Here is a 22,861-nt window from a genome sequence, read left to right on the forward strand (position 1 = left end):
CCACACTGTGTTCACACAAGCGTGGGGTTTTGTTTATGACTCTGGGATCTTACATGGAAATAAGTCCAAATGCATTTGCTACAGAACTTAATAAAATAATCGCAGCAAATACCGGGCAGAGATACTTGATCATGAAGTTGAATATCTTTTTGCGGCGGAAAGCGGCTTCTCCGTTCATGACTTCTTCTTCCACAGCCTTTACTCCGATGACGCGGGATACCAGCAGACAGATGGTGATGGCAGCGATAGGCATCATCACGGAGTTGGTCAGGAAATCGAAGAAATCAAGGAACTGCATGCCGATGATCTTCACAGCACCGAGCGGTCCGTAACCCAGTGAGGATAACGTTCCCAGTGCCAGCATGATCACACCCATGATCAAGGTAGATTTTTTACGACCCCAGCCAAGCTCGTCCTCGAAAGTAGACACAGCACTTTCGGTAAGCGCAATGGAGCTGGTCATGGCTGCGAACAGTACCAGTACGAAGAACAGAATACCTACGAAGGTGCCCATTCCCATGCTATCGAAGACTTTGGGGAGTGTGATGAACATCAGGGAAGGACCTGCCTGTAAGGTATCGGGATCTCCACCGGAGAATGCGAACACGGCGGGAATGATCATGAGACCTGCCATGATAGCGATGGCAGTATCAAAGATCTCCACATTTTTCGTGGAACCTTCAATGGAGACATCTTTTTTCATATAAGAGCCGAAGGTGATGAGAATACCCATGGCAATGGACAGAGAGTAGAACATCTGACCCATGGCAGCTACGACGGTCATCCAGGAAAAATTCGAAGGATTCGGGATCAGGAAATATTTCACACCGCTCAGTGCTCCCGGCCTGGTAACAGAATAGACGGTGATGACCACGGACAGCACTACCAGGATCGGCATCATAATGCGGGATACACGCTCGATACCGTTGCGGACACCGGCGTAGATGATGCCCAGAGTACACAGAGTGAATACGATAAAGCACAGCTCAGTAGAGACACCATTGGAAATAAACGTGGAAAAATAACCGTCCGTTGCCAGATCATGTCCGTGACCCTTGGCATATTCCACCAGATATTTGATCACCCATCCGCCGATGACGGAATAATAAGGAACGATCAGAATAGGAATAATAGCGTTGATCCATCCGCCGAAGGACAGCCATTTGGACTTCCCGAAGGTATGAAAGGCCCCCACGGGACTTTTACCTGTCATGCGTCCCAGTGAAGTCTCCGCCACGATCATGGTATAACCGAAGGTAAGCGCCAGAATAATATAGATCAACAGGAAGATTCCGCCGCCGTATTTGGCTGCCAGATATGGGAAACGCCAGATATTGCCTAAGCCTACGGATGCTCCGGCAGCCGACAGGACGAAGCCGATCCTGCCTGAAAATGAACTTCTGTTATTATTTTTGTGATTCATAGTTTAAACACCCCACACTTTATTTTTTGTCGCAAGTAGATTAAGTGTAACACAGAAATATAGGAAATACAAAGAAAAAAACGTTTTGGTAAATGTCACATAATTCTGTCATGATTTCCACATACTACCCACACAGCACAATTATGGAAAATAAACAGGAAAGCAGGAGGTTTTTGGATATGAAAGCAACTGGAATTGTAAGAAGAATAGATGATCTGGGACGCATCGTGATCCCGAAGGAGATCCGCCGTACGTTACACATCAGGGAAAGCGACCCTCTGGAAATATTTACTGACAGGGAGGGACAGATTATTCTGAAAAAATATTCTCCCATCGGAGAGATGACCACGTTCGCAAAACAGTATGCGGAAAGTCTTGCGCAGGTGTCCGGACATACGGCACTGATCGCAGACAGGGATCAGTTTATTGCGGTTGCAGGTGGCTGTAAGCAGCTGCTCAATAAGGCAGTAAGCCGTCAGCTGGAAGAGAAAGTCAATAACAGAGAGACTGTGATCGCCGCAAAAGGAGACCGCAACTACGTCAACATTGCGGAAGACATTGCCGTGGACTATGCATGGCAGCTGATCACCCCGATCCTCTGCGAGGGAGACATCATCGGCAGCGTGATCCTGCTGGAAAATGACGGGAAGAGCAAAATGGGAGAAGTGGAACAGAAGCTGGCGCAGTCCGCAGCAGGCTTCCTGGGCAGACAGATGGAGCAATAAAAAACGGTCGTAACCGGGTTAAGATACCACCTGGTTACGACCGTTTGTCTTACCGATATATAATTTCTCATCAGCTTCTTTTAATAATGTATGAACATCTTTGTCAGATTCACAGACCAGTCCGAAGGTCATATTTACCTTCACGTGTTGACCTTCATAGAGCGTATCCAGTTCGTGGATTTTGTCCATGAGAAGCTCCAGCTGTTTCCGTGCTTCTGCAAGATCTACATTTTCAAATACCAGTAGAAATTCCTCACCACCCCAACGCGCGGCAAAGCCACGGCGCCACATATGCTGCTTCAGCATGGCAGAAACATTTTTCAGTACGGCATCCCCACATTCGTGACCGTAAGTATCGTTAACCTTTTTGAAAAAGTCAATATCTCCGATGGCGAGCGCAAAAGAATGGCGGGAGGATCGGGCTTCCTCGAAGATCTGGCGCAGCTTTTTTTCCCCGCTGCGTCGGTTGTACAGCTCGGTCAGGGCATCCTGCTCGATCATGGTACGAAGAGAGCGCTGCATGGACAGGGCACAGCGACCGATATCACCTAATTCATCACTGCGTTTTGTTACGGAATGATCCAGTGTGGTATTCAGATTCCCGGAGGCTACCTCCGACAGGAAGCTGTGAATATGGAGTAATACAGCCACGAATCTTCTGGTGTAAAAATAGATGCAGACAGCCACGAGAGCCACAAAACCGATGATCAGCCATGTCAGCGGATAGACATAACGTTGAATGGATTGAGATACGGTGGCACTGGATTTTCCTATAAAAAGCATGCCAACTATGCTGCCGTCCTGATTGCGGACAGGACTATAATAGGAAAAATAAGACTTTCCATTGATCAGAGTGTTGATATAAAAATGATCTTCACCGGTATTCAGGACATCACGGATCACCACATCCGGAGCACCGGAGCCGACAATGCGGTCACCCTGGGCGTTATACAGAGTCGTCAGAACGCGGGTATCCTGATAGAACAGGGTGATGTCCAGTCCGGTATCCTCTTTGAATTGATCAAATAGAGAATATTCACGGGTGATATCTACATCGCCCTTATACAGAAGGTAGGCAACATCACCTTCCAGCCGGTAATCGCCGGGATAGGCAGCGTTCAGAAGTGTAGTGGCACTTTTTGTGGCATCATACAATTCACGTTCCACTTCCTGATACATAGTTTTTGTGAACCATTGGGAAGTGAAAAATAACATGACGATCCCCAGCGCCAGCAGGGGAATCAGGCCGATCGCCTGCAGAGTATATGATATTTTACCGCCGCTTCTTTTCGGCGTATTTTGCGTATTTTCCATAGAATTCCCTGCCCCTTCCGGTAAGATCGGTACACATATCAGTCTTAAAATAATTATATGAAATAAATGTCGGAAAAGCAAGAAAGAAAAGCTTTCTAAGCAAATCATAACATCCGGCTTGACAACGCAAAAAAATGAGATATATAATAGCGGTATATCAAAAATGCATTGACGAAGAGAGTAACTTTTCCGCAGAAAGGCAAAGCGAGCCGGTGATGGTGAGAGACCGGTGCGAGTAAGGGAATCGTGAAAATCACTTCTGAGCTGTCAGAACAAAAGCCCAGGTCAGTAGTTCTGAACGGAATCCCGCCGTTACCGGGAAGCATATCACTCCTGTGAGATTACACATGTGGAATCGTATGGGAAGTATGTTGTAAGAGGTGGTTAACGAATGCATGAGCTTCGTCCTGTTACGGGACGGAGCTATTTTTGATACTATTCAGAGCCATGAAATATTGACAGAGGATCGTTGAATGCTTGCATTCATAAGAACCTCTGAAAATATTTCTTTGGCGAGCTAGCCTCAATGAACAAAAGGAAAGCATCGAAGATGCGATTTTGTGAATGAGGCGCTGAATAGTATGATGCTGTAATAAGAAAAGAAAGGAAGCGCACTATGTACAAGCAGGTACCCACAAGCCTGAATTTCGTAGACCGTGAGAAAGCTGTCGAGAAATTCTGGGAGGACAACAACATTTTCAAAAAAAGTATGGAACACCGTAAGGAAGGCGAGACCTATACCTTCTACGACGGACCGCCTACCGCCAACGGTAAGCCCCACATCGGTCATGTAGAGACCCGTACCATCAAGGATATGATCCCCAGATACCGTACCATGAAGGGATATATGGTTCCCCGTAAGGCGGGCTGGGATACTCACGGACTTCCCGTAGAGCTGGAAGTTGAGAAGCTGCTGGGTCTGGATGGTAAGGAGCAGATCGAGGAATACGGTCTGGCACCTTTCATCGACAAATGTAAAGAGAGCGTCTGGAAATACAAGGGAATGTGGGAAGATTTCTCCCGTACTGTTGGTTTCTGGGCTGACATGGATAACCCTTATGTTACCTACGATGACAACTTCATCGAGTCCGAATGGTGGGCACTGAAGACCATTTGGGATAAGGGACTTCTGTACAAAGGCTTCAAGATCGTTCCTTACTGCCCTCGTTGCGGAACCCCGCTGTCCAGCCACGAAGTGGCACAGGGCTATAAGGCAGTCAAAGAGCGTTCCGCTATCGTACGTTTCAAGGTAAAGGGCGAGGATGCATATTTCCTGGCATGGACCACCACCCCCTGGACTCTTCCTTCCAACGTGGCACTGTGCGTGAACCCGGAGGAGACCTACCTGAAGGTGAAGGCTGCCGACGGTTATACCTATTATATTGCAAAGGCACTGGCAGACAAGGTACTGGGCCGCCTGGCAGAAGAGGGCAAGGATGCTTACGAAGTACTGGAGACTTATGTTGGTAAGGATCTGGAGTACAAGGAGTACGAGCCTCTGTACAAGTGTGCGGGAGATGCCGCTGAAAAGCAGAAGAAAAAGGCACATTTCGTAACCTGCGACGGTTATGTAACCATGACCGACGGTACCGGTATCGTTCATATTGCACCGGCTTTCGGTGAAGACGACAGCCGTATTGGACGTAATTACGAGCTGCCCTTCGTACAGTTCGTAGACGGCAAGGGCGATCTGACCGCAGAGACCCCTTATGCCGGAAAATTCGTAAAAGATGCAGATCCTCTGGTACTTAAGGATCTGGATGCAGAGGGCAAGCTGTTCGATGCACCGAAGTTCGAGCATGATTATCCCTTCTGCTGGAGATGTGATACTCCGCTGATCTATTATGCAAGAGAGTCCTGGTTCATCAAGATGACCGCTGTGAAGGATGACCTGGTACGTAATAATAAGACCATCAACTGGATCCCCGCTTCCATCGGTGAGGGACGTTTCGGCAACTGGCTGGAGAATATTCAGGACTGGGGTGTATCCCGTAACCGTTACTGGGGTACTCCGTTAAATATCTGGGAGTGCGAATGCGGACACCAGCATTCCATCGGTAGCCGTGAAGAGCTGTACAAGATGAGCGGCAATGAGAAGGCGAAGACCGTAGAATTCCATCGTCCTTACATCGACGAGATCACCATCACCTGCCCCGAGTGTGGCAAGCAGATGAAGCGTGTTCCCGAGGTGATCGACTGCTGGTTCGACTCCGGAGCAATGCCTTTTGCACAGCATCATTATCCGTTTGAAAACAAGGATCTGTTCGAGCAGCAGTTCCCTGCTGACTTTATCTCCGAGGCAGTGGACCAGACCCGTGGATGGTTCTACTCTCTGCTGGCAGAATCTACTCTGCTCTTCAATAAGGCTCCTTACAAGAACGTTATCGTTATGGGCCATGTACAGGATGAGAACGGTCAGAAGATGAGTAAGAGTAAGGGCAATGCGGTAGATCCTTTCAACGCACTGGAGACCTACGGTGCAGATGCCATCCGCTGGTATTTCTACACCAGTTCCGCACCCTGGCTGCCGAAGAGATTCTCCGGCAAAGCCGTACAGGAAGGACAGCGTAAGTTCATGGGTACCCTGTGGAATACCTACGCATTCTTCGTGCTGTATGCAAACATTGATAATTTTGATGCTTCCAAATATACACTGGAATATGACAAACTGCCCGTAATGGATAAGTGGCTGCTGTCCAAACTGAACTCTACCGTTGCAGAAGTAGACAGCAATCTGGATCAGTACCGTATCCCCGAGGCTGCTAAGGCTCTGCAGGACTTCGTCGATGAGATGAGTAACTGGTATGTAAGACGCAGCCGTGAGCGTTTCTGGGCAAAGGGTATGGAGCAGGATAAGATCAATGCCTATATGACGCTGTACACCGCACTGGTGACCATCTGTAAGGCAGCAGCACCCATGATCCCCTTCATGACAGAGGATATTTACCAGAACCTGGTAAGAAGCAACGATGCAAATGCTCCCGAGAGTATCCATCTGTGTGACTTCCCGGTAGTGAACAAGGATCACATCGACAAGAAGCTGGAAGAGGATATGGAAGATGTGCTGGATGCTGTAGTTATGGGTCGTGCATGCCGTAACGAGGCTGCCATCAAGAATCGTCAGCCGATCAGCAGAATGTATATCAAGTCAGACTTCACCTTAAGTGAGTTCTATCAGGAGATCATCGAGGATGAGTTGAACGTCAAGGAAGTCGTATTTACCGATGACGTACGTGACTTTACCTCTTACACCTTCAAACCCCAGCTGCGTACCGTAGGACCCAAGTACGGCAAACAGTTGGGCGGCATTCAGAAGCACCTCGCAGCACTGGATGGCAATGCAGCAATGGATGAACTGAATGCAGACGGCGCATTAAAGTTCGATGTAGACGGTGTGGCTGTGGAACTGACCAAGGACGATCTGCTGATCGACATGGCACAGAAGGAAGGCTATGTATCTCAGGAGGACAATCGGATGACCGTCGTCCTGGATACCAACCTGACACCGGAACTGGTAGAGGAAGGCTTCGTATACGAGATCATCAGCAAGATCCAGACCATGCGTAAGGAGAGCGGCTTCGAAGTGACCGATCACATCCGCGTATCCATCAATGGCAACGATAAGCTGTCCGAGATCGCACAGAAGAATAAAGAAGCCATCAGCGGCAAGGTTCTGGCTGATGAACTGACAAGCGGTGCGGAATACGGCGTATCGAAGGAATGGAATATCAACGGCGAGAACGCAGTGATCGCTGTGGAGAGAGTATAAAGATAAAGATTCTGTGGTTTTTCCGGAAGGGGGGACCGCAGAATCTTTTCTGTTTCGGAAAAACATTTACGAAACTTACGAAAACCGGCGAAAACAGTTGGAATGCGCATGGAAGTTTGTTATAATATTACCTGTATTTGGTTAAGAATATGGATGAAATCATAACGCTATCCGGTGCGGAATATCTTGAGAAGAGTACAGTACCGGAGAGGTAATGGAGAGGAGAACATAGGTGAAAAAATCAGTAGTAGCCAGCGAGAAGCCGGTAAAGGCAAAAGAGTTCGATAAGGAGCTCTTCAAGAGAAGTGTGGAATATAATGTGCGCACCCTGTATCGTAAGAATCTGGAAGAGGCAGATGCACAGCAGATCTTCCAGGCAGTATCTTATGCGATCAAGGACCGTATCGTAGAGAACTGGATGGAGACCCAGAAGGCATATGAGAAGGAAGACCCCAAGATGGTCTACTACATGTCCATGGAGTTTTTGATGGGAAGAGCACTGGGTAATAACCTGATCAACTTAAAGGCATATAAGCCCGTAGCGGAAGCTCTGGAAGAACTGGGACTGGATCTGAACCTGATCGAGGATCAGGAGCCGGATGCAGCACTGGGTAACGGAGGACTGGGACGTCTGGCAGCATGTTTCCTGGATTCCCTGGCAACCCTGGGATATCCCGCATACGGCTGCGGTATCCGTTATCGTTACGGTATGTTCAAGCAGGAGATCCGCGACGGTTATCAGGTAGAGGTTCCCGATAACTGGCTGATGAACGGCAATCCTTTCGAACTGCGCAGACCCGAGTATGCGAAGATCGTTAAATTCGGCGGCTATGTAAGCGTTCATACCGATGAGAACGGCAGAAACGTATTTACCCAGGAAGGCTATCAGTCCGTTAAGGCGGTTCCGTTTGATTTCCCCATCGTGGGTTATGGCAACGGCATTGTAAATACCCTGCGTATCTGGGATGCGGAGCCCGTAGAGTGCTTCCAGCTGGATTCTTTTGACAAGGGTGATTATCAGAAGGCGGTAGAGCAGGAGAACCTGGCACGCAATATCGTAGAGGTTCTGTACCCCAACGACAATCACTATGCAGGTAAGGAGCTGCGTCTGAAGCAGCAGTACTTCTTCATCTCCGCATCCGTACAGGAAGCTGTAGAGAAGTACATGAGAAAGCATGACGATATCCATAAGTTCTATGAGAAGGTTACATTCCAACTGAACGATACCCATCCTACCGTAGCTATCGCAGAGCTGATGCGTGTGCTGATGGATGATTATTATCTGACCTGGGAGGAAGCGTGGGAGATCACCACCAAGACCTGTGCCTACACCAACCATACCATCATGGCGGAAGCATTGGAGAAATGGCCCATCGAACTGTTCTCCAGACTGCTTCCCAGAATCTATCAGATCGTGGAAGAGATCAACCGCAGATTCATCCTTGATATCCAGCAGAAGTACAGCAATGTACCCGGTGTGGATGTACAGGAGAAGATCCGTAAGATGGCAATCATCTACGACGGACAGGTGAAGATGGCGCATATGGCAATTGTGGCCGGCTATTCCGTCAACGGTGTGGCCAGACTGCATACCGAGATCCTGAAGACTCAGGAACTGAAGGATTTCTATGAGATGTTCCCGGAGCGTTTCAATAATAAGACCAACGGTATTACCCAGAGACGTTTCCTGCTGCATGCGAACCCTCTGCTGGCAGACTGGGTTACCGCTCATGTGGGTGACGACTGGATCACCGATCTGCCTCAGATCTCCCGGCTGAAAGTATATGCGGATGACAAAAAGGCACAGCAGGAATTCATGAACATCAAGTACCAAAACAAAGTACGTCTGGCAAAATACATTTTAGAGCACAACGGTATCGAAGTAGATCCCAGATCCATCTTCGATGTACAGGTAAAGCGTCTGCATGAGTATAAGAGACAGCTGTTAAACATTCTCCATGTAATGTATCTGTACAACGAACTGAAGGAGCATCCGGAACTGGACTTCTATCCCAGAACCTTTATCTTCGGAGCCAAGGCAGCAGCCGGCTATCGTAATGCGAAGCTGACCATCAAGCTGATCAACTCCGTAGCGGATGTGGTCAACAACGATCCCGCCATCAACGGCAAGATCAAGGTCGTATTTATCGAGAACTATAACGTATCTAACGCAGAGATCATTTTTGCGGCAGCAGATGTCTCCGAGCAGATCTCTACCGCAAGTAAGGAAGCATCCGGTACCGGTAACATGAAGTTCATGCTGAACGGTGCCCTGACCCTGGGAACCATGGACGGTGCCAACGTAGAGATCGTAGAAGAAGTGGGCGAAGAGAATGCCTTCATCTTCGGCCTGTCCGCACAGGAGGTTATCAACTATGAGAACCATGGCGGATATGACCCCATGGAGATCTTCAACAATGATCAGGACGTCCGCAAGGTACTGATGCAGCTGATCAACGGAACCTATGCACCGGGAGATCCCGAGCTGTTCCGCCCGCTGTACAATTCCCTGCTGAACACCCAGTGCACTGCGAAGGCAGATACCTACTTCATCCTCAAGGACTTCAAGTCTTATGCGGAAGCACAGAAGAAAGTAGAGGCTGCTTACCGTGACGAGGACAACTGGGCGAAGAGCGCTATCCTGAATGTGGCATGCTCCGGCAAGTTTACCTCTGACAGAACCATCCAGCAGTATGTGGATGAGATCTGGCATCTGGATAAGGTAGTACTGAAATAATTAAGAACTTAAGAAAGAAGTCATACCGCCTAGAGAGACTGTTGCGCTCTATAGGCGGTATTTTTTTGCGTACGCTCAAGTGCAAAAACATCCTATAAGATCATTGCATCTGAGAAAACAATCCAGTATAATGAAAGGAGTGCACACAAGATGCACTCTATCTATGCATAAGAAGTGGAATAACAGGAGGACGAGCATGATTCAGTTAACACAGGGCGGCGCTTACCTGGTAAACGGTACAGATATTGTAGCGGATACCCCGGAAGCAGCCAGTCAGATACAGGCGAAGACCGGCATTACGATCTCCAAAGAAGAAGCAACGAAAAACACCATGGCATATGGTATCCTGCGGGAACATAATACTTCCGGCAATATGGATAAGCTGAAAATCCGTTTTGATAAGCTTACCAGCCATGATATTACCTTTGTAGGTATCATTCAGACCGCAAGAGCATCCGGACTGCAGAAGTTCCCCATGCCCTATGTACTGACCAACTGTCATAACTCTCTGTGTGCCGTAGGCGGCACCATCAATGAGGATGACCACATGTTTGGTCTGACCTGTGCGAAAAAGTACGGTGGTGTCTATGTACCCCCTCATCAGGCAGTTATTCATCAGTTCGCCAGAGAGATGTTGGCCGGCGGCGGCAAAATGATCTTAGGCTCCGATTCCCATACCCGTTACGGTGCCCTGGGTACCATGGCTATGGGCGAGGGCGGTCCCGAGCTGGTGAAGCAGTTACTGAACCAGACCTATGATATCAACATGCCCGGCGTGGTAGCCGTATACTTAAAGGGTGCCCCCGTGAAAGGGGTAGGTCCTCAGGACGTGGCACTGGCGATCATCGGTGCCGTATTCAAAAACGGTTATGTGAAAAATAAAGTCATGGAATTCGTAGGTCCCGGTGTGGCTTCCCTGAGTGCGGATTTCCGTATCGGCATTGATGTCATGACCACAGAGACCACCTGTCTGTCCTCCATCTGGAAGACCGACGACCAGATCCGTGAGTTCTACGAGATCCACGGACGTACCGAAGATTATAAGGAACTGAACCCCGGTCAGGTAACTTACTATGACGGCCTCATCGAGGTGGATCTGGACAAGATCCGTCCCATGATCGCCATGCCGTTCCATCCCAGCAATACTTACACCATCGAGGAGCTGAATGCGAACCTGATGGATATTCTGGATGAGACCGAGAAGCGTGCCAAGGTAAGCTTAGACGGTGCTGTGGACTTCACTCTGAAGAATAAAGTAAAGAACGGCAAATTCATCGTAGATCAGGGTATTATTGCAGGCTGTGCCGGCGGCGGATTCGAGAATATCTGTGCAGCAGCCGATATCCTGAAGGGCAGATACATTGGTGCGGATGAATTTACTTTAAGCGTATATCCCGCATCTATGCCCGTATACATGGAGCTGATCCGTAACGGTTGTGCTGCGACCATCTTAGAGACCGGTGCAGTCATGAAGACAGCCTTCTGCGGTCCCTGCTTCGGTGCCGGAGATACCCCTGCCAATAACGCATTCAGTATCCGTCACTCTACCAGAAACTTCCCGAACCGTGAAGGCTCCAAGCTGCAGAACGGCCAGATCGCTTCCGTAGCTCTGATGGATGCAAGATCTATCGCAGCTACCGCAGCCAACAAGGGCGTGCTGACTCCCGCAACAGAGTTCGACGGCGACTTTGGAAAATATAAATATCATTTCGACAGCAATATTTACAAGAACCGTGTATTCGATTCCCACGGTGTGGCAGACGAGAGCGTAGAGATCCAGTTCGGCCCCAATATCAAGGACTGGCCCGCTATGGGTGCCCTGCCTGAAAATCTGGTATTACAGGTAGTATCCGAGATCCACGATCCTGTAACCACCACCGATGAGCTGATTCCTTCCGGTGAGACCTCTTCCTATCGTTCCAATCCTCTGGGACTGGCAGAGTTCACCTTGAGCCGTAAGGATCCGCAGTATGTAGGACGTGCCAAAGAGATCCAGAAGGCAGAGAAAGAGCGTATGAACGGCGGACATCCCTGCCAGGCGGTTCCCGTACTGAAGGATGTCATGGGCGAAGTGAAGAAACAGTATCCTGAGGCTGACCGTAAGAACACCGGATTCGGTTCCACAATCTTCGCAGTAAAGCCCGGAGACGGTTCTGCCCGTGAGCAGGCTGCTTCCTGTCAGAAGGTACTGGGCGGCTGGGCGAATATCGCCAACGAATATGCTACCAAGCGTTATCGTTCCAACCTGATCAACTGGGGTATGCTTCCCTTCCTCATCCAGCCCGGGGATCTGCCTTTTAAGAATCTGGATTATCTGTTTGTTCCCGGCATCAAGAAAGCCGTGGAAGACAAGGCAGAAGAGATCAAAGCTTATGTGGTAACACCCGGAGAGGGCATGAAGGAATTCTCCCTGAAGTTAGGCGAACTGACCGATGAAGAACGCCAGATCATCCTGAAGGGCTGCTTAATCAACTATAACCGTGTATGAGGAGCAAAAATATGGAATTTAACAAACCGGTATCCAACCCCATGATGGTAGGATCTATTGAATTATTAAAAGCAGAAGACACACCGGAACACAGACAGATGTTCATGGAGGAGCTTCAGAAAGCAAAGTTCCTGGCTCCGGTAGTGATCGATCCTGCGCCCCAGCCGGATGAAAAGGGACAGGTGAGAATTCCCCGTGATGCAAAAGTCCAGTTCCCCATGTTATCTACAGAGGACGGACGGAAATTCTTCATGGCTTTCACAGACTGGATGGAATTAAAAAAGTGGAAGGACGAAGAGAACCAGCAGACGTTCGCCATGAATTTTGACGACTATGCGGGAATGCTGCTGCGCAAGGATGCACAGGGTAATAGCAGTCCGGCCCTGGGATTTGTCATCAATCCCTTCGGCGGCAATATCGTGGTTACCAGAGAGATGGTAGCCGGCATGATCGCTGCGAAGCTGAAAGCAGCCGGGAAACCGGTACCTCCAGCACCCGGTGCACCTGTTGCACCCACACAGCAATAAATTCAGACTAAACAAAACGCCCCATATGGACGATATAAGTAGCAGAGAGGTGACAAGGCCGGTCACTTCCTGCTACTTATTTTTTATATAGTTTTATAACGACACCACGGATGGTAATCGGATAGAATAATATTAAAATATTCTGTTCTGTTACCATTTTTTTGACTTAACCGTTCAGCCATGCAATATCGCATGTGGTGGTGAACGATTAAGCTTTACAGGAAGCGCGCCCTGTATGGTGAGGTCGGGGAAAGGAGAAAATTACAGATTTGAGAATTGATTCCGCAAGCATAGGAATGGATTCCGCCAGAAGCTACCATGCTTCTAAGACAAGCGTCAGACGATTTGAGATAACGGATTATCAGGCAGGTCTGACAGATATATCAACGAAGGGACAGAAGACACCGAACGGAGAGGATACGGCACAGAACACCGGGGAACAGGAGAATACCGCAGAGAATACTGCAATGACCGCAAAAGACTGGCAAAGCCGTTTTCTGGTATCTTCTGCCAGATGGGATATGCGAAGCAGTGCCGGAGAACAGACACTGTCCACTATCCGGGAATATACGGTACGCTATATATTTGATTTGTTGTTCCCGTCCAGAAACAGCACTCTGCATGACTGGATGCAGGAAAATGGCTGGAGCGGCAGCAACCAGACCGGGAATGCACAGACAAGTACTGAAAATGTGCAGAAAACGGCCACGGCAACACCTGCATCAGAAGTGTTCAATCTGGTGACATCCCGCGTGAAAGTATTGAACTATGTGGGTGAGACCTGGAGCATGGAACAGGAAGATACAAGTTTTTCCACCGTGGGAACCGTGCGTACCAAGGATGGCCGAGAGATCAATTTTAATGTTAATGTAAATATGAGCCGCAGATGTGAGGAATACTACAGAGAGGAACTCAACGTAGCGGAATTCACCCTTCATGATCCGCTGGTGATCAATCTGGATACCGATGCGACAGAACTGTCAGATCAGACCTTTTATTTTGATCTGGATGCCGACGGCAAGGAAGAAGAAATTTCTATGTTAAAGGGCAGTGGTTATCTGGCGCTGGATAAAAACGGTGATGGCGTCATCAACGACGGCAGTGAACTGTTCGGGACCGGGAACGGTGACGGATTTGCGGATCTGGCACGGTATGATGAGGACGGCAACGGCTGGATCGATGAGAATGATTCCATCTGGTCAAAATTAAAAATCTGGTGCAAAGATGAAAAGGGCAATGACGTATTGTACAAACTTTCCGACAAGGGTGTCGGTGCAATCTGTCTGCAAAATGTTTCCACAGATTTTACCTTACAGGGAGACAGAACGGCCCAGGACGGTGCGACAGAAGCCAATGCAACGAACGGAGTGATTCGTAAGACAGGTATTTTCTTATATGAAAACGGAAATATGGGTACTGTGCAGCACGTAGATATGGCAGCCTATGCCGCCAAAGCGTAAAAAGAAACGTAATATCGCATTCTGAATAAAACACCTGAATCGGGCAAGACTATAGGATAAACCAGGGAAAGTGGTTGAAACGATTGTATAGCAGAAAGTTGGTTCAGGGAACAGGAAGGATGCGGATATGAGAAGAAATAAAAAAAGCGGTATTCATAAAGAGCGTATTATAATGTTGGCCTCTTCGGCCTTTGTACTGGCAGCGTTGACCATGACGGGGGTCTATATGAAGGGGCAGAATGTGGAGTCCAAGGATGATGGCTATACCTTGGACTTCACTGCACTTGAAAACAATGCGGATGACAAAATGCAGGAAATATCCGAATATAATGAGGAGCATTTGCTGAAGGAGGAAGAGAATATTCCGGAACTGACCGCGAATAACACAGCCGGAAATGAGATCGCGGCAGCACCGGTCACGGAGGATGATCTGGATTATCTTCCCCAGGAGGTGGGCTCCGCCCATGTGGAGATCCCGGGACTGACAGATCAGGAGACCTTACAGGAGGCTGCGGAGGCAGAGCAGCAGATGCCGGAGCTGACAGTAGAGAAAACCCTGCATTTTACGGAAAGCGATGGAATGCAGAAACCGGTACAGAGTGATATTCTGATGCATTACTCTATGGACAAGAGCATTTACTTTACCACACTGGATCAGTACAAGTACAATCCGGCTACGATCTTTTCCGCGGAAGAAGGCATGACGGTAACCGCCTGTGCGCAGGGAAAAGTAACTTCGATTTTTGAAAATGAGGAGATCGGTAAGGCGGTGACGCTGGATCTGGGAGACGGCTATGAGGCCACTTACGGACAACTGGCGGAGATTACCGTCAAGGAAAATGCTTATGTGAATCCGGGTGAAACTATCGGCAGTGTAGCAGCGCCTACAAAATATTACAGTGCTGAGGGGAGCAATGTGTATTTTGCCCTGACGCATAATGGGGATCCGGTAAACGGGGAGGCATTGTTCCACTGATGTATATACAGAATACCTATGGAAATTTTCATGTGGACCGTTTATACTATTATCAATGGAAAAATCGTGTACTGTAATCTCCCGGGAGATTGAGCGGAGGACCAATTTGAAATACAACAGAAAATATGCAGCAATATTGTCGCTGCTGTTCATCGTGAATATCATAGGGAATACCGCCTGTGGCAATACCTCTGCCGAGACGGGACATGTCAGTATTGCGGATATGGCAATGGAAAATACCCCGATAATCAATTATACCATTCCGACACTTACTCCTAATGTACTGGTGGATCAGCAGGGGTATGCAGGAGACGGAGAAAAGCAGGCAATCGTCAAAAGCCGGGAACCGGTGGAAAGTTTCCGGCTGATCGATAAAGAGTCCGGAGAGATCGTATATCGGGGGAAGGTAAAGCAGCCGGAGTACAACGAGGATCTGCAATTATACATCGGAACAGTGGATTTTACGGAATATACCAGCGAGGGAAGCTTTTATCTGGAATGCGACCGGGTGGGGCAGTCACTCTCTTTTTCCATAAAGGAGAGGTATTATGAGGAATTGTTTAAAGCATTGTGCGAAAGGGTGCATGAAAGCTGCCGGGAGCGCAGCATTACAGAGGATGAGATCCTGACACTGCTGGAGGCATGCGAATGGTATTCGGAAGTTTTTACGGACGATAATCGGAATGAGATTCCGGATATGCTGGAATATATTGCGGATTGGCTGGAAAAAACTGTTAATGGAACAGCGGATAAGGAGCCGGATACCATGACGTATGTGGCTGTCCTGGCAAAATTCAGTTATCTGTATCAGAAATATGATGTGCAATATGCAACGCAATGTCTTCAGCACGCATCCGCAATCTACACAAAGCTGGCAGCAGCATCCGGCAGAGATGCGGAGAAATTCATGGCTTTGACGGAACTGTACCGGGCTGCGGGACTTCCTTCCTATCGTTCGCAGATTTTGGAGTATAAGGAATTTTTTGAAGATAATACAAGCTATCTGGAGGAAACTGCATATCTCTACGGTTCCATGACATATCTGGCTACCAGACAGTCGGTGGATATTGATCTGTGCACAGCATTCATGGAAGGTATCAGAGATCAGGGAGAGGAACTGGCAAAACGTTCCGGTAAAATGACCGACGCCGTGACTTCCGTCAACAACGGTACGGAAGATCTGCTGAAGCGGGCGGAGGAACTGGCCTGTGCCAATTATATCTTATACAGTTATCAGTATACGGAGATATTGGAAGATTTTTTACATTATCTGATGGGCAGAAACAGAGATTCCGTGTGCTATTATCCGGAAGAGGGAAAAACGTCGGATTATCTTCTTCTGATCGCCCAACAGGTCTCCCTCATCGGAAAACATTAGATATTAGATCAGTTCTTTGTTTTTGAAATAGGTCTCGGAGATAATATTCTGTACATAGGTGCCCATGCTCTTGCGGGTCTCCTTGTCCAGATCCTTCATATAAATGGGCTTACCGTATTCAATGACTACGGTGGCCTTTTTTATTTTGGGAAAATGGTCTTCAAAAATAGCGGCAGAGTTCACAATGGTCATGGGAATGATGGGAACATTGCCTTTTTCGGCAATCTTGAAGCTGCCTTCATGGAAAGGGAGGAAAGTATCCTTGGTCTTATTCCGGGTACCTTCGGGGAAAATACAGATAGAAATACCGTTTTTCACCTTATCAATGGCAGCCAGGATCGTTTTCAGCCCGGCCTTGATATCCTGGCGGTCCAGGAAGAGACAGTGCAGATCCTTCATCCAGATATTTAACAGGGGCCATTTCAGCATTTCTTTTTTCGCAACGTAGCCGGTAGGTCTGGGAACGCGGACGTAGGTCAGGACCACATCGAAAAAGCTGCGGTGATTGCCCACATACAGTACTGCAGTATCGGTGGGAATATTTTCTTCACCGAAGGCGATCACTTTGGTACCCGCCAGGCGGATCACCTGACGGAATGCCCAGTTGACAATGGCCAGGGAACTTTTGTCCTTCAGCCCCGGATTGAACTTGCCAATGATCCATTCCACCAGCATAAGCGGAGTGGACAGGATCAGGAATAATACAACAAATAATACAACGAATATAAAACGGATCATAAATACCTCTTTCTAATTCATTTGCTCTAACAATATCATTTCTCGATAAATAGAACGCCCAGTGTACCGGGTCCGCAGTGGCTGGATATGACACCGCCGGCTCTGGTCTCCAGTATTTCGTTGAAAATACCGAGGCTCTCCAGATAGGAACGAACCGACTCTACAATTTCACGATCACAGCCGGAGTGCGTGATGAAGACTCTGTCGGGAACCGCATTTTTCAGGTCATCTTCCATATCTTTTGTGTAGGACAGGATGACAGAACTCAGCTTACCACGATATTTTTTGGAGGCATTCATGGCGCCGTCTTCGACTACGATCCTGGGATGAAGCTTTAACATGGTGCCTGCCAGAGCTGCGACAGCATTACATCTTCCTCCACGGTAGAGGTAGGTCAGAGTATCTACGGTGAAGCTGGCACGTACTCTGGGGCGGATCTCTTCGATGGCAGCAGTGATCTGGGCTCTGGTTTTCCCCTCTGCGGATAAAAGGGCAGCCTGTATTACCTGTAGCCCGATGCCGGTAGACAGGTTGGCGGAATTGATCACAGTTACTTTATCAGAAGCTTCCAGTTCTTCCGCAGCCAGACGCATGACATTGCCGGAGGTGGACATGCTGTCGGAAATAGAGAAACAGATGATCTCACGGCCTTCATCCAGAAATGGCTTCATCACTTCCATGGCCTCGGTCATGGAAGGTGCAGAGGTCTTCGGTGTGGTCTTATTTTCATCGGACCATCGGAAGATCTCTTCCGGGGTAATGTCCACACCATCACGATACTCTGTCTCCCCTAACAGGATGTGCAGGGGCAGGATGGAAATGTCATATTTTTCCAATAAATCTTTTGACAGATCGCAGGTACTGTCAGAGATGATCTTAACTGTCTGTGCCATAGAATATACCTTCCTTTTTTAGCGTTTCATCTTGTATTATTATTCATTGCCTTTGACGATCTGTCTGGCAACATAGACGCCGCTGGCAGATGCATGGGACAGGGAATGGGTCACGCCGCTGCCGTCACCGATGATATATAATCCCTTATGACAGCTTTCCAGGTGCTCGTCCAGTTCTACTTCCATGTTATAGAATTTCACCTCCACACCGTAGAGCAGAGTGTCGTCATTGGCGGTACCGGGTGCGATCTTGTCCAAAGCGTAGATCATTTCAATGATGCCGTCTAAGATACGCTTGGGCAGTACCAGACTTAAATCGCCGGGGGTAGCGGACAGGGTCGGTTCTACCATGCCTTCGGCAATACGTTTTGCGTTACTGCGGCGTCCTCTTACCAGATCACCGAAGCGCTGCACGATGACACCACCGCCCAGCATATTGGAGAGACGGGCGATGCTTTCGCCGTAGCCGTTACTGTCCTTGAAGGGTTCGGAGAAATGCTTGGCGACTAACAGTGCAAAGTTGGTGTTCTCGGTCTGTTTGTCGGCACCCTCGTAGCTGTGGCCGTTGACGGTGACGATGCCGTTGGTATTCTCATTTACTACGATACCGTGCGGATTCATACAGAAGGTACGCACGGCATCTTCGAATTTCTCGGTTCGGTATACGATCTTGCTCTCATACAGTTCATCGGTCAGATGAGAGAAGATGACAGCGGGAAGCTCCACACGGACACCGATATCCACACGGTTGGACTTGGTGTTGATATCCAGATCCTTACAGATCTGTTCCATCCATTTGCTGCCACTGCGGCCTACGGAGATGATGCATTGGTCACACTCGTAGGAGGCGTCCTCGCAGCTGATGCGATATCCCGGATCCAGTGCTTCCACAGTTTTTACCGGAGTATCGAAATAGAAAGTCACTTTATCTTTGAGTTCTGCGTACAGATTCTCCAGCACGATAAAGTTGATATCGGTACCTAAGTGACGGACGGAAGCATCTAAGAGGGTCAGCTTGTTCTGCATGCAGAGCTTTTTAAAAGAGGTACCTGCGGTGGAATACAGTTTGGTGCCCTCTCCACCGAATTTCATATTGATGTCATCCACGTATTTCATGAGATCGATGGCTTGATTTTTGCCGATGTATTCATACAACGTACCGCCGAAAGCGTTGGTGATGTTGTATTTTCCATCGGAAAAAGCACCTGCACCGCCGAAACCGCTCATAATTGAACAGCTCTTGCAGTTAATGCAGCTCTTGATCTTATCTCCATCGATGGGACAATGGCGCTTCTCCAGAGGATGACCGGCTTCGAAGACGGCGATCTTCAGGTCGGGATTCTGCTGTACCAGCTCGTAAGCGGAGAAGATACCGCCGGGGCCGGCACCGATAATAATGATGTCATATTTCATAGGGAATGGTTCCTTTCATAGTGTTCTTTTTTCACTTCTGTAAATTCCAAAAACATCTAAAATATAGTATACCATATTTTTAGTAAAAAAGGGGAATGGAAATATAGCAAAATATGTGATAGAATCATAAGTCATAGGCTTGCCCGGAAATGGATGGAAAGGTATCTGAAATGGAAGCAGTACAGAAGAAAAATAAATATGAGATAGATATGTGCAACGGCACGATCATGGATAAATTAATATCCTTTGCCCTGCCGCTGATGGTGTCGAGTATTTTACAGCTGCTGTTTAATGCAGTGGATATTATTGTGGTCGGAAGATTCACCGGAAGTCAGGCACTGGCGGCGGTGGGATCGACCACGGCACTGATCAATATGTTTGTGAATCTGTTCATCGGGGTCTCGCTGGGTGCCAACGTATTGTCTGCCAGATTCTATGCGGCAGGCAAAGAGCGGGAGATGAGCGAGACGGTACATACGGCGATGACTTTTGCACTGATCAGCGGTATCGTCATGGTATTTGTGGGACTGTTCTGTGCCCGTGGGGCACTGGAACTGATGGATACTCCGACAGACGTGATCGACCAGGCAGCTCTATATATGAAAATCTATTTTTGCGGAATGCCTTTTTTTATGCTGTACAATTACGGAGCAGCTATTCTGCGGGCAGTGGGCGATACGAAGAGACCTCTTCTGTTCCTGATCATTTCGGGAGCTGTTAACGCTGCACTAAATCTGTTCCTGGTCATTGTCTTTTCCATGGGAGTGGCAGGTGTGGCCATCGCTACGGTGTTCTCGCAGATCATCTCCTGTGTGCTGGTGCTGGGATGTCTGTTTGGCACGGACAGCTGTTACCGCCTGCAGATCACAAAGCTGGGAATCAAATGGGAGTATCTGGTGCAGATCTTCCAGGTGGGAGTGCCTGCCGGAATTCAGAGCGTGGTGATCAATTTTTCTAACGTATTGCTGCAGTCTTCGGTGAATTCCTTCGGATCCATTGCCATGGCGGGATACACGGCGGCGAACAACATCTTCGGATTCCTGTTCGTATCGATCAATTCCATCACGCAGGCGTGCATGAGCTTCACCAGCCAGAACTACGGAGCCGGGAAGAAAAAGCGTATGGACCGGGTACTTGTCGACTGCATGATCCTGTCAGTGATCGTGGCGGTGACTCTGGGTGGCGGTGCCAATCTCTTTGGCCCCCAGCTGCTTCATATCTATACTACGGAGGCGGATGTGATCGCCTGCGGTACGGAAATCTTATTGTATACGACACTGACATATTTTTTATGCGGAATCATGGATCTGATCCCGGGAGCCCTGCGTGGAATGGGGCATTCGGCGGTTCCTATGATCTTATCTATTATCGGAACGGTAGGTACGAGGATTTTCTGGATCTATGGGGTGTTCCCCATGCACCGGTCACTGATGGTACTGTTTTTATCCTATCCGGCATCCTGGACCGTGACGATATTGCTACAGGCAGTGTGCTTCTATTTTGTGAGGAAAAAAGTACACAGTACCATACCACAGGAAGAAACATAAGTACATAAGACAGGCGGCTGCAGAGTGTGGAAGACTCGTGACCGCAAGGCACAGACAGTGAAAGAATTGAGGGATAGTATGTTAACTAAATTCAAGAAAAAATATATCGGAAACTGGGAGTTCTACCGCAGATATCTGCTGCTTGCAATTCCCATGATCCTGCAGAACGCCATTACCAATCTGGTAAGCTTTTTAGATAATATTATGGTAGGACAGCTGGGAACGGAGCAGATGTCCGGTGTCGCTATCGTGAACCAGCTGATCTTTGTATACAATCTGGCGATCTTCGGAGCCGTATCCGCAGCCAGCATCTTCGGTGCCCAGTATTTTGGCAAGGGCAATCATAAGGGACATATGTATTCGTTCCGTTTTAAATTATATGCGACCCTGCTGGTGACCGGAGGAGCGATATTATTGTTTTTGACCAAAGGTTCCGCACTGATCTCCCTGTATCTGACGGATACGGTGGGGAACGGAGCTACGGATGTGGCATTGAAATACGGTCAGGAGTATCTGGCGATCATGATGGTAGGCATGATCCCTTTTGCGGTGAACCAGTCTTATGCTACGAATATCAAAGAGACCGGGCAGACTTTTATTCCCATGTTAGCCAGCTTCGTAGCGGTGGGAACCAACGCACTGTTAGATTATCTGATGATCTTCGGCATTGGACCTTTTCCCAAGATGGGTGTGCAGGGAGCGGCCCTGGCTACGGTGATCGCCCGTTACATTGAGGCATTGATCGTGATCAGCTGGGCACACATGCACAGGGCGAAGAACCGCTATCTGGAAGGAGCCTATACCGGCTTCGGTATTCCTTTTGCGGAACTGAAAGCAATTCTCGTCAAGGGCTTCCCCCTGATGATGAATGAAGTAATGTGGGCAGCGGGTATGACCACCGTGACCCAGTGTTATTCCGTCAGAGGACTGGATGTGGTGGCGGGACTGAATATCGCATCCACCATTACGAATCTGTTCAATATTGTATATCTGCAGTTAGGCTCCTGTATCAGCATTGTGGTAGGACAGTATCTGGGCGCCGGTAAGCTGAAAGAGGCGAAGGATGCGGACAATAAGATGATCGTATTCAGTGTCTTCTGTTGTGTGATCATGGCAGCATTGATGTTCGTGGTGGGAGGATTTTTCCCCGGTATTTATAATACTTCGGAAGAGATCAAGGGACTGGCTACGCAGTTCATCGCAGTCTCCGCGATCATCATGCCGTTCTGTGCATTCAGCCATGCCTCCTATTTTACCCTGCGTTCCGGCGGCAAGACGGTGGTAACGTTTTTGTTTGATTCCGTATTTACCTGGGTGATCGTGGTACCTGCGGCTTATCTGCTGGCACACTTTACCGGGCTGGGGATCGTAAGCATCTATTTCCTGGTGCAGGGTACGGAGATGATCAAGGTCATCATCGGCTACTACATGGTGAAGAGTAATGTGTGGGTAGTACAGATTGTATAGAGCGGA

At 48.4% G+C, this 22,861-nt stretch carries 15 protein-coding genes; 10 read left to right on the forward strand and 5 right to left on the reverse strand.

Going from position 1 to position 22,861, the window contains the following annotated elements; all coding sequences use genetic code 11:
- Positions 1–49: 49 nt before the first annotated feature.
- Positions 50–1,423 (reverse strand): sodium-dependent transporter, encoded by a 1,374-nt coding sequence (locus FYJ59_RS04330; protein ID WP_154495471.1) that lies wholly within the window; start codon positions 1,421–1,423, stop codon positions 50–52.
- Positions 1,424–1,602: 179 nt separating this feature from the next.
- Here FYJ59_RS04330 and spoVT point away from each other — a divergent pair, with 179 nt between their 5' ends.
- On the forward strand, positions 1,603–2,148 hold the full coding sequence (gene spoVT, locus FYJ59_RS04335; protein ID WP_154495473.1) for a stage V sporulation protein T: 546 nt from the start codon (positions 1,603–1,605) through the stop codon (positions 2,146–2,148).
- 18 nt (positions 2,149–2,166) lie between these two features.
- On the opposite strand, the gene FYJ59_RS04340 is transcribed toward spoVT, so the two are convergent.
- Positions 2,167–3,462 (reverse strand): diguanylate cyclase, encoded by a 1,296-nt coding sequence (locus FYJ59_RS04340; protein WP_205839448.1) that lies wholly within the window; start codon positions 3,460–3,462, stop codon positions 2,167–2,169.
- 616 nt (positions 3,463–4,078) lie between these two features.
- Between FYJ59_RS04340 and ileS the strand changes: the two genes are divergently transcribed.
- The 7 genes from ileS (at position 4,079) to FYJ59_RS04375 (ending at position 16,797) form a co-directional block, all read left to right on the forward strand.
- The gene (gene ileS / locus FYJ59_RS04345; protein ID WP_154495477.1) at positions 4,079–7,231 is read left to right on the forward strand and encodes an isoleucine--tRNA ligase; all 3,153 of its coding nucleotides are present in this window, start codon (positions 4,079–4,081) and stop codon (positions 7,229–7,231) included.
- 232 nt (positions 7,232–7,463) lie between these two features.
- Entirely contained in the window at positions 7,464–9,968 is a 2,505-nt protein-coding gene (locus FYJ59_RS04350) for a glycogen/starch/alpha-glucan phosphorylase (RefSeq protein WP_328597201.1), read from the forward strand.
- Between the two features lie 196 nt (positions 9,969–10,164).
- On the forward strand, positions 10,165–12,456 hold the full coding sequence (locus FYJ59_RS04355) for a hydratase (RefSeq protein WP_154495479.1): 2,292 nt from the start codon (positions 10,165–10,167) through the stop codon (positions 12,454–12,456).
- 11 nt (positions 12,457–12,467) lie between these two features.
- On the forward strand, positions 12,468–12,983 hold the full coding sequence (locus tag FYJ59_RS04360; RefSeq protein ID WP_205839449.1) for an SseB family protein: 516 nt from the start codon (positions 12,468–12,470) through the stop codon (positions 12,981–12,983).
- Positions 12,984–13,252: 269 nt separating this feature from the next.
- Complete coding sequence (locus FYJ59_RS04365; protein ID WP_154495483.1) at positions 13,253–14,443, forward strand: hypothetical protein; 1,191 nt, start codon at positions 13,253–13,255, stop codon at positions 14,441–14,443.
- A 127-nt stretch (positions 14,444–14,570) separates the two neighbouring features.
- Positions 14,571–15,419, forward strand: coding sequence for a M23 family metallopeptidase (locus tag FYJ59_RS04370; protein ID WP_154495485.1), 849 nt, complete (start codon positions 14,571–14,573; stop codon positions 15,417–15,419).
- A gap of 106 nt (positions 15,420–15,525) precedes the next feature.
- Positions 15,526–16,797: a cellulase N-terminal Ig-like domain-containing protein gene (locus tag FYJ59_RS04375; RefSeq protein WP_205839450.1), complete on the forward strand. Its 1,272-nt coding sequence runs from the start codon at positions 15,526–15,528 to the stop codon at positions 16,795–16,797.
- 3 nt (positions 16,798–16,800) lie between these two features.
- Here the strand turns inward: FYJ59_RS04375 and FYJ59_RS04380 are convergent, their stop codons facing one another.
- Genes FYJ59_RS04380 through FYJ59_RS04390 form a run of 3 tightly spaced genes read right to left on the reverse strand, consistent with a single transcriptional unit; the run spans position 16,801 to position 19,841 of the window.
- Positions 16,801–17,535 carry a lysophospholipid acyltransferase family protein gene (locus FYJ59_RS04380; RefSeq protein WP_154495489.1) on the reverse strand — a complete coding sequence of 245 codons (735 nt, stop codon included), beginning with the start codon at positions 17,533–17,535 and terminating at the stop codon, positions 16,801–16,803.
- A gap of 35 nt (positions 17,536–17,570) precedes the next feature.
- Positions 17,571–18,428, reverse strand: coding sequence for a DegV family protein (locus tag FYJ59_RS04385; protein ID WP_154495491.1), 858 nt, complete (start codon positions 18,426–18,428; stop codon positions 17,571–17,573).
- Between the two features lie 39 nt (positions 18,429–18,467).
- Positions 18,468–19,841, reverse strand: a complete 1,374-nt coding sequence (locus tag FYJ59_RS04390; protein WP_022154775.1) for an NAD(P)/FAD-dependent oxidoreductase — start codon at positions 19,839–19,841, stop codon at positions 18,468–18,470.
- Between the two features lie 170 nt (positions 19,842–20,011).
- Between FYJ59_RS04390 and FYJ59_RS04395 the strand changes: the two genes are divergently transcribed.
- A complete protein-coding gene (locus tag FYJ59_RS04395; protein WP_154495493.1) occupies positions 20,012–21,388 on the forward strand; it encodes an MATE family efflux transporter in 1,377 nt (458 codons plus the stop codon).
- Positions 21,389–21,466: 78 nt separating this feature from the next.
- On the forward strand, positions 21,467–22,855 hold the full coding sequence (locus tag FYJ59_RS04400; RefSeq protein ID WP_154495495.1) for an MATE family efflux transporter: 1,389 nt from the start codon (positions 21,467–21,469) through the stop codon (positions 22,853–22,855).
- Positions 22,856–22,861 lie beyond the last annotated feature (6 nt).

The organism is Waltera intestinalis (assembly GCF_009695995.1).
GTDB classification, from domain to species: Bacteria; Bacillota; Clostridia; order Lachnospirales; family Lachnospiraceae; genus Acetatifactor; species Acetatifactor intestinalis.

Bases quoted from the DNA above. Each gene is read 5' to 3' on its own strand.
- FYJ59_RS04330 (WP_154495471.1), bottom strand. From the start codon at position 1,423: ATGAATCACAAAAATAATAACAGAAGTTCATTTTCAGGCAGGATCGGC.
- spoVT (WP_154495473.1), top strand. From the start codon at position 1,603: ATGAAAGCAACTGGAATTGTAAGAAGAATAGATGATCTGGGACGCATC.
- FYJ59_RS04340 (WP_205839448.1), bottom strand. From the start codon at position 3,462: ATGGAAAATACGCAAAATACGCCGAAAAGAAGCGGCGGTAAAATATCA.
- ileS (WP_154495477.1), top strand. From the start codon at position 4,079: ATGTACAAGCAGGTACCCACAAGCCTGAATTTCGTAGACCGTGAGAAA.
- FYJ59_RS04355 (WP_154495479.1), top strand. From the start codon at position 10,165: ATGATTCAGTTAACACAGGGCGGCGCTTACCTGGTAAACGGTACAGAT.
- FYJ59_RS04360 (WP_205839449.1), top strand. From the start codon at position 12,468: ATGGAATTTAACAAACCGGTATCCAACCCCATGATGGTAGGATCTATT.
- FYJ59_RS04370 (WP_154495485.1), top strand. From the start codon at position 14,571: ATGAGAAGAAATAAAAAAAGCGGTATTCATAAAGAGCGTATTATAATG.
- FYJ59_RS04380 (WP_154495489.1), bottom strand. From the start codon at position 17,535: ATGATCCGTTTTATATTCGTTGTATTATTTGTTGTATTATTCCTGATC.
- FYJ59_RS04385 (WP_154495491.1), bottom strand. From the start codon at position 18,428: ATGGCACAGACAGTTAAGATCATCTCTGACAGTACCTGCGATCTGTCA.
- FYJ59_RS04390 (WP_022154775.1), bottom strand. From the start codon at position 19,841: ATGAAATATGACATCATTATTATCGGTGCCGGCCCCGGCGGTATCTTC.
- FYJ59_RS04395 (WP_154495493.1), top strand. From the start codon at position 20,012: ATGGAAGCAGTACAGAAGAAAAATAAATATGAGATAGATATGTGCAAC.
- FYJ59_RS04400 (WP_154495495.1), top strand. From the start codon at position 21,467: ATGTTAACTAAATTCAAGAAAAAATATATCGGAAACTGGGAGTTCTAC.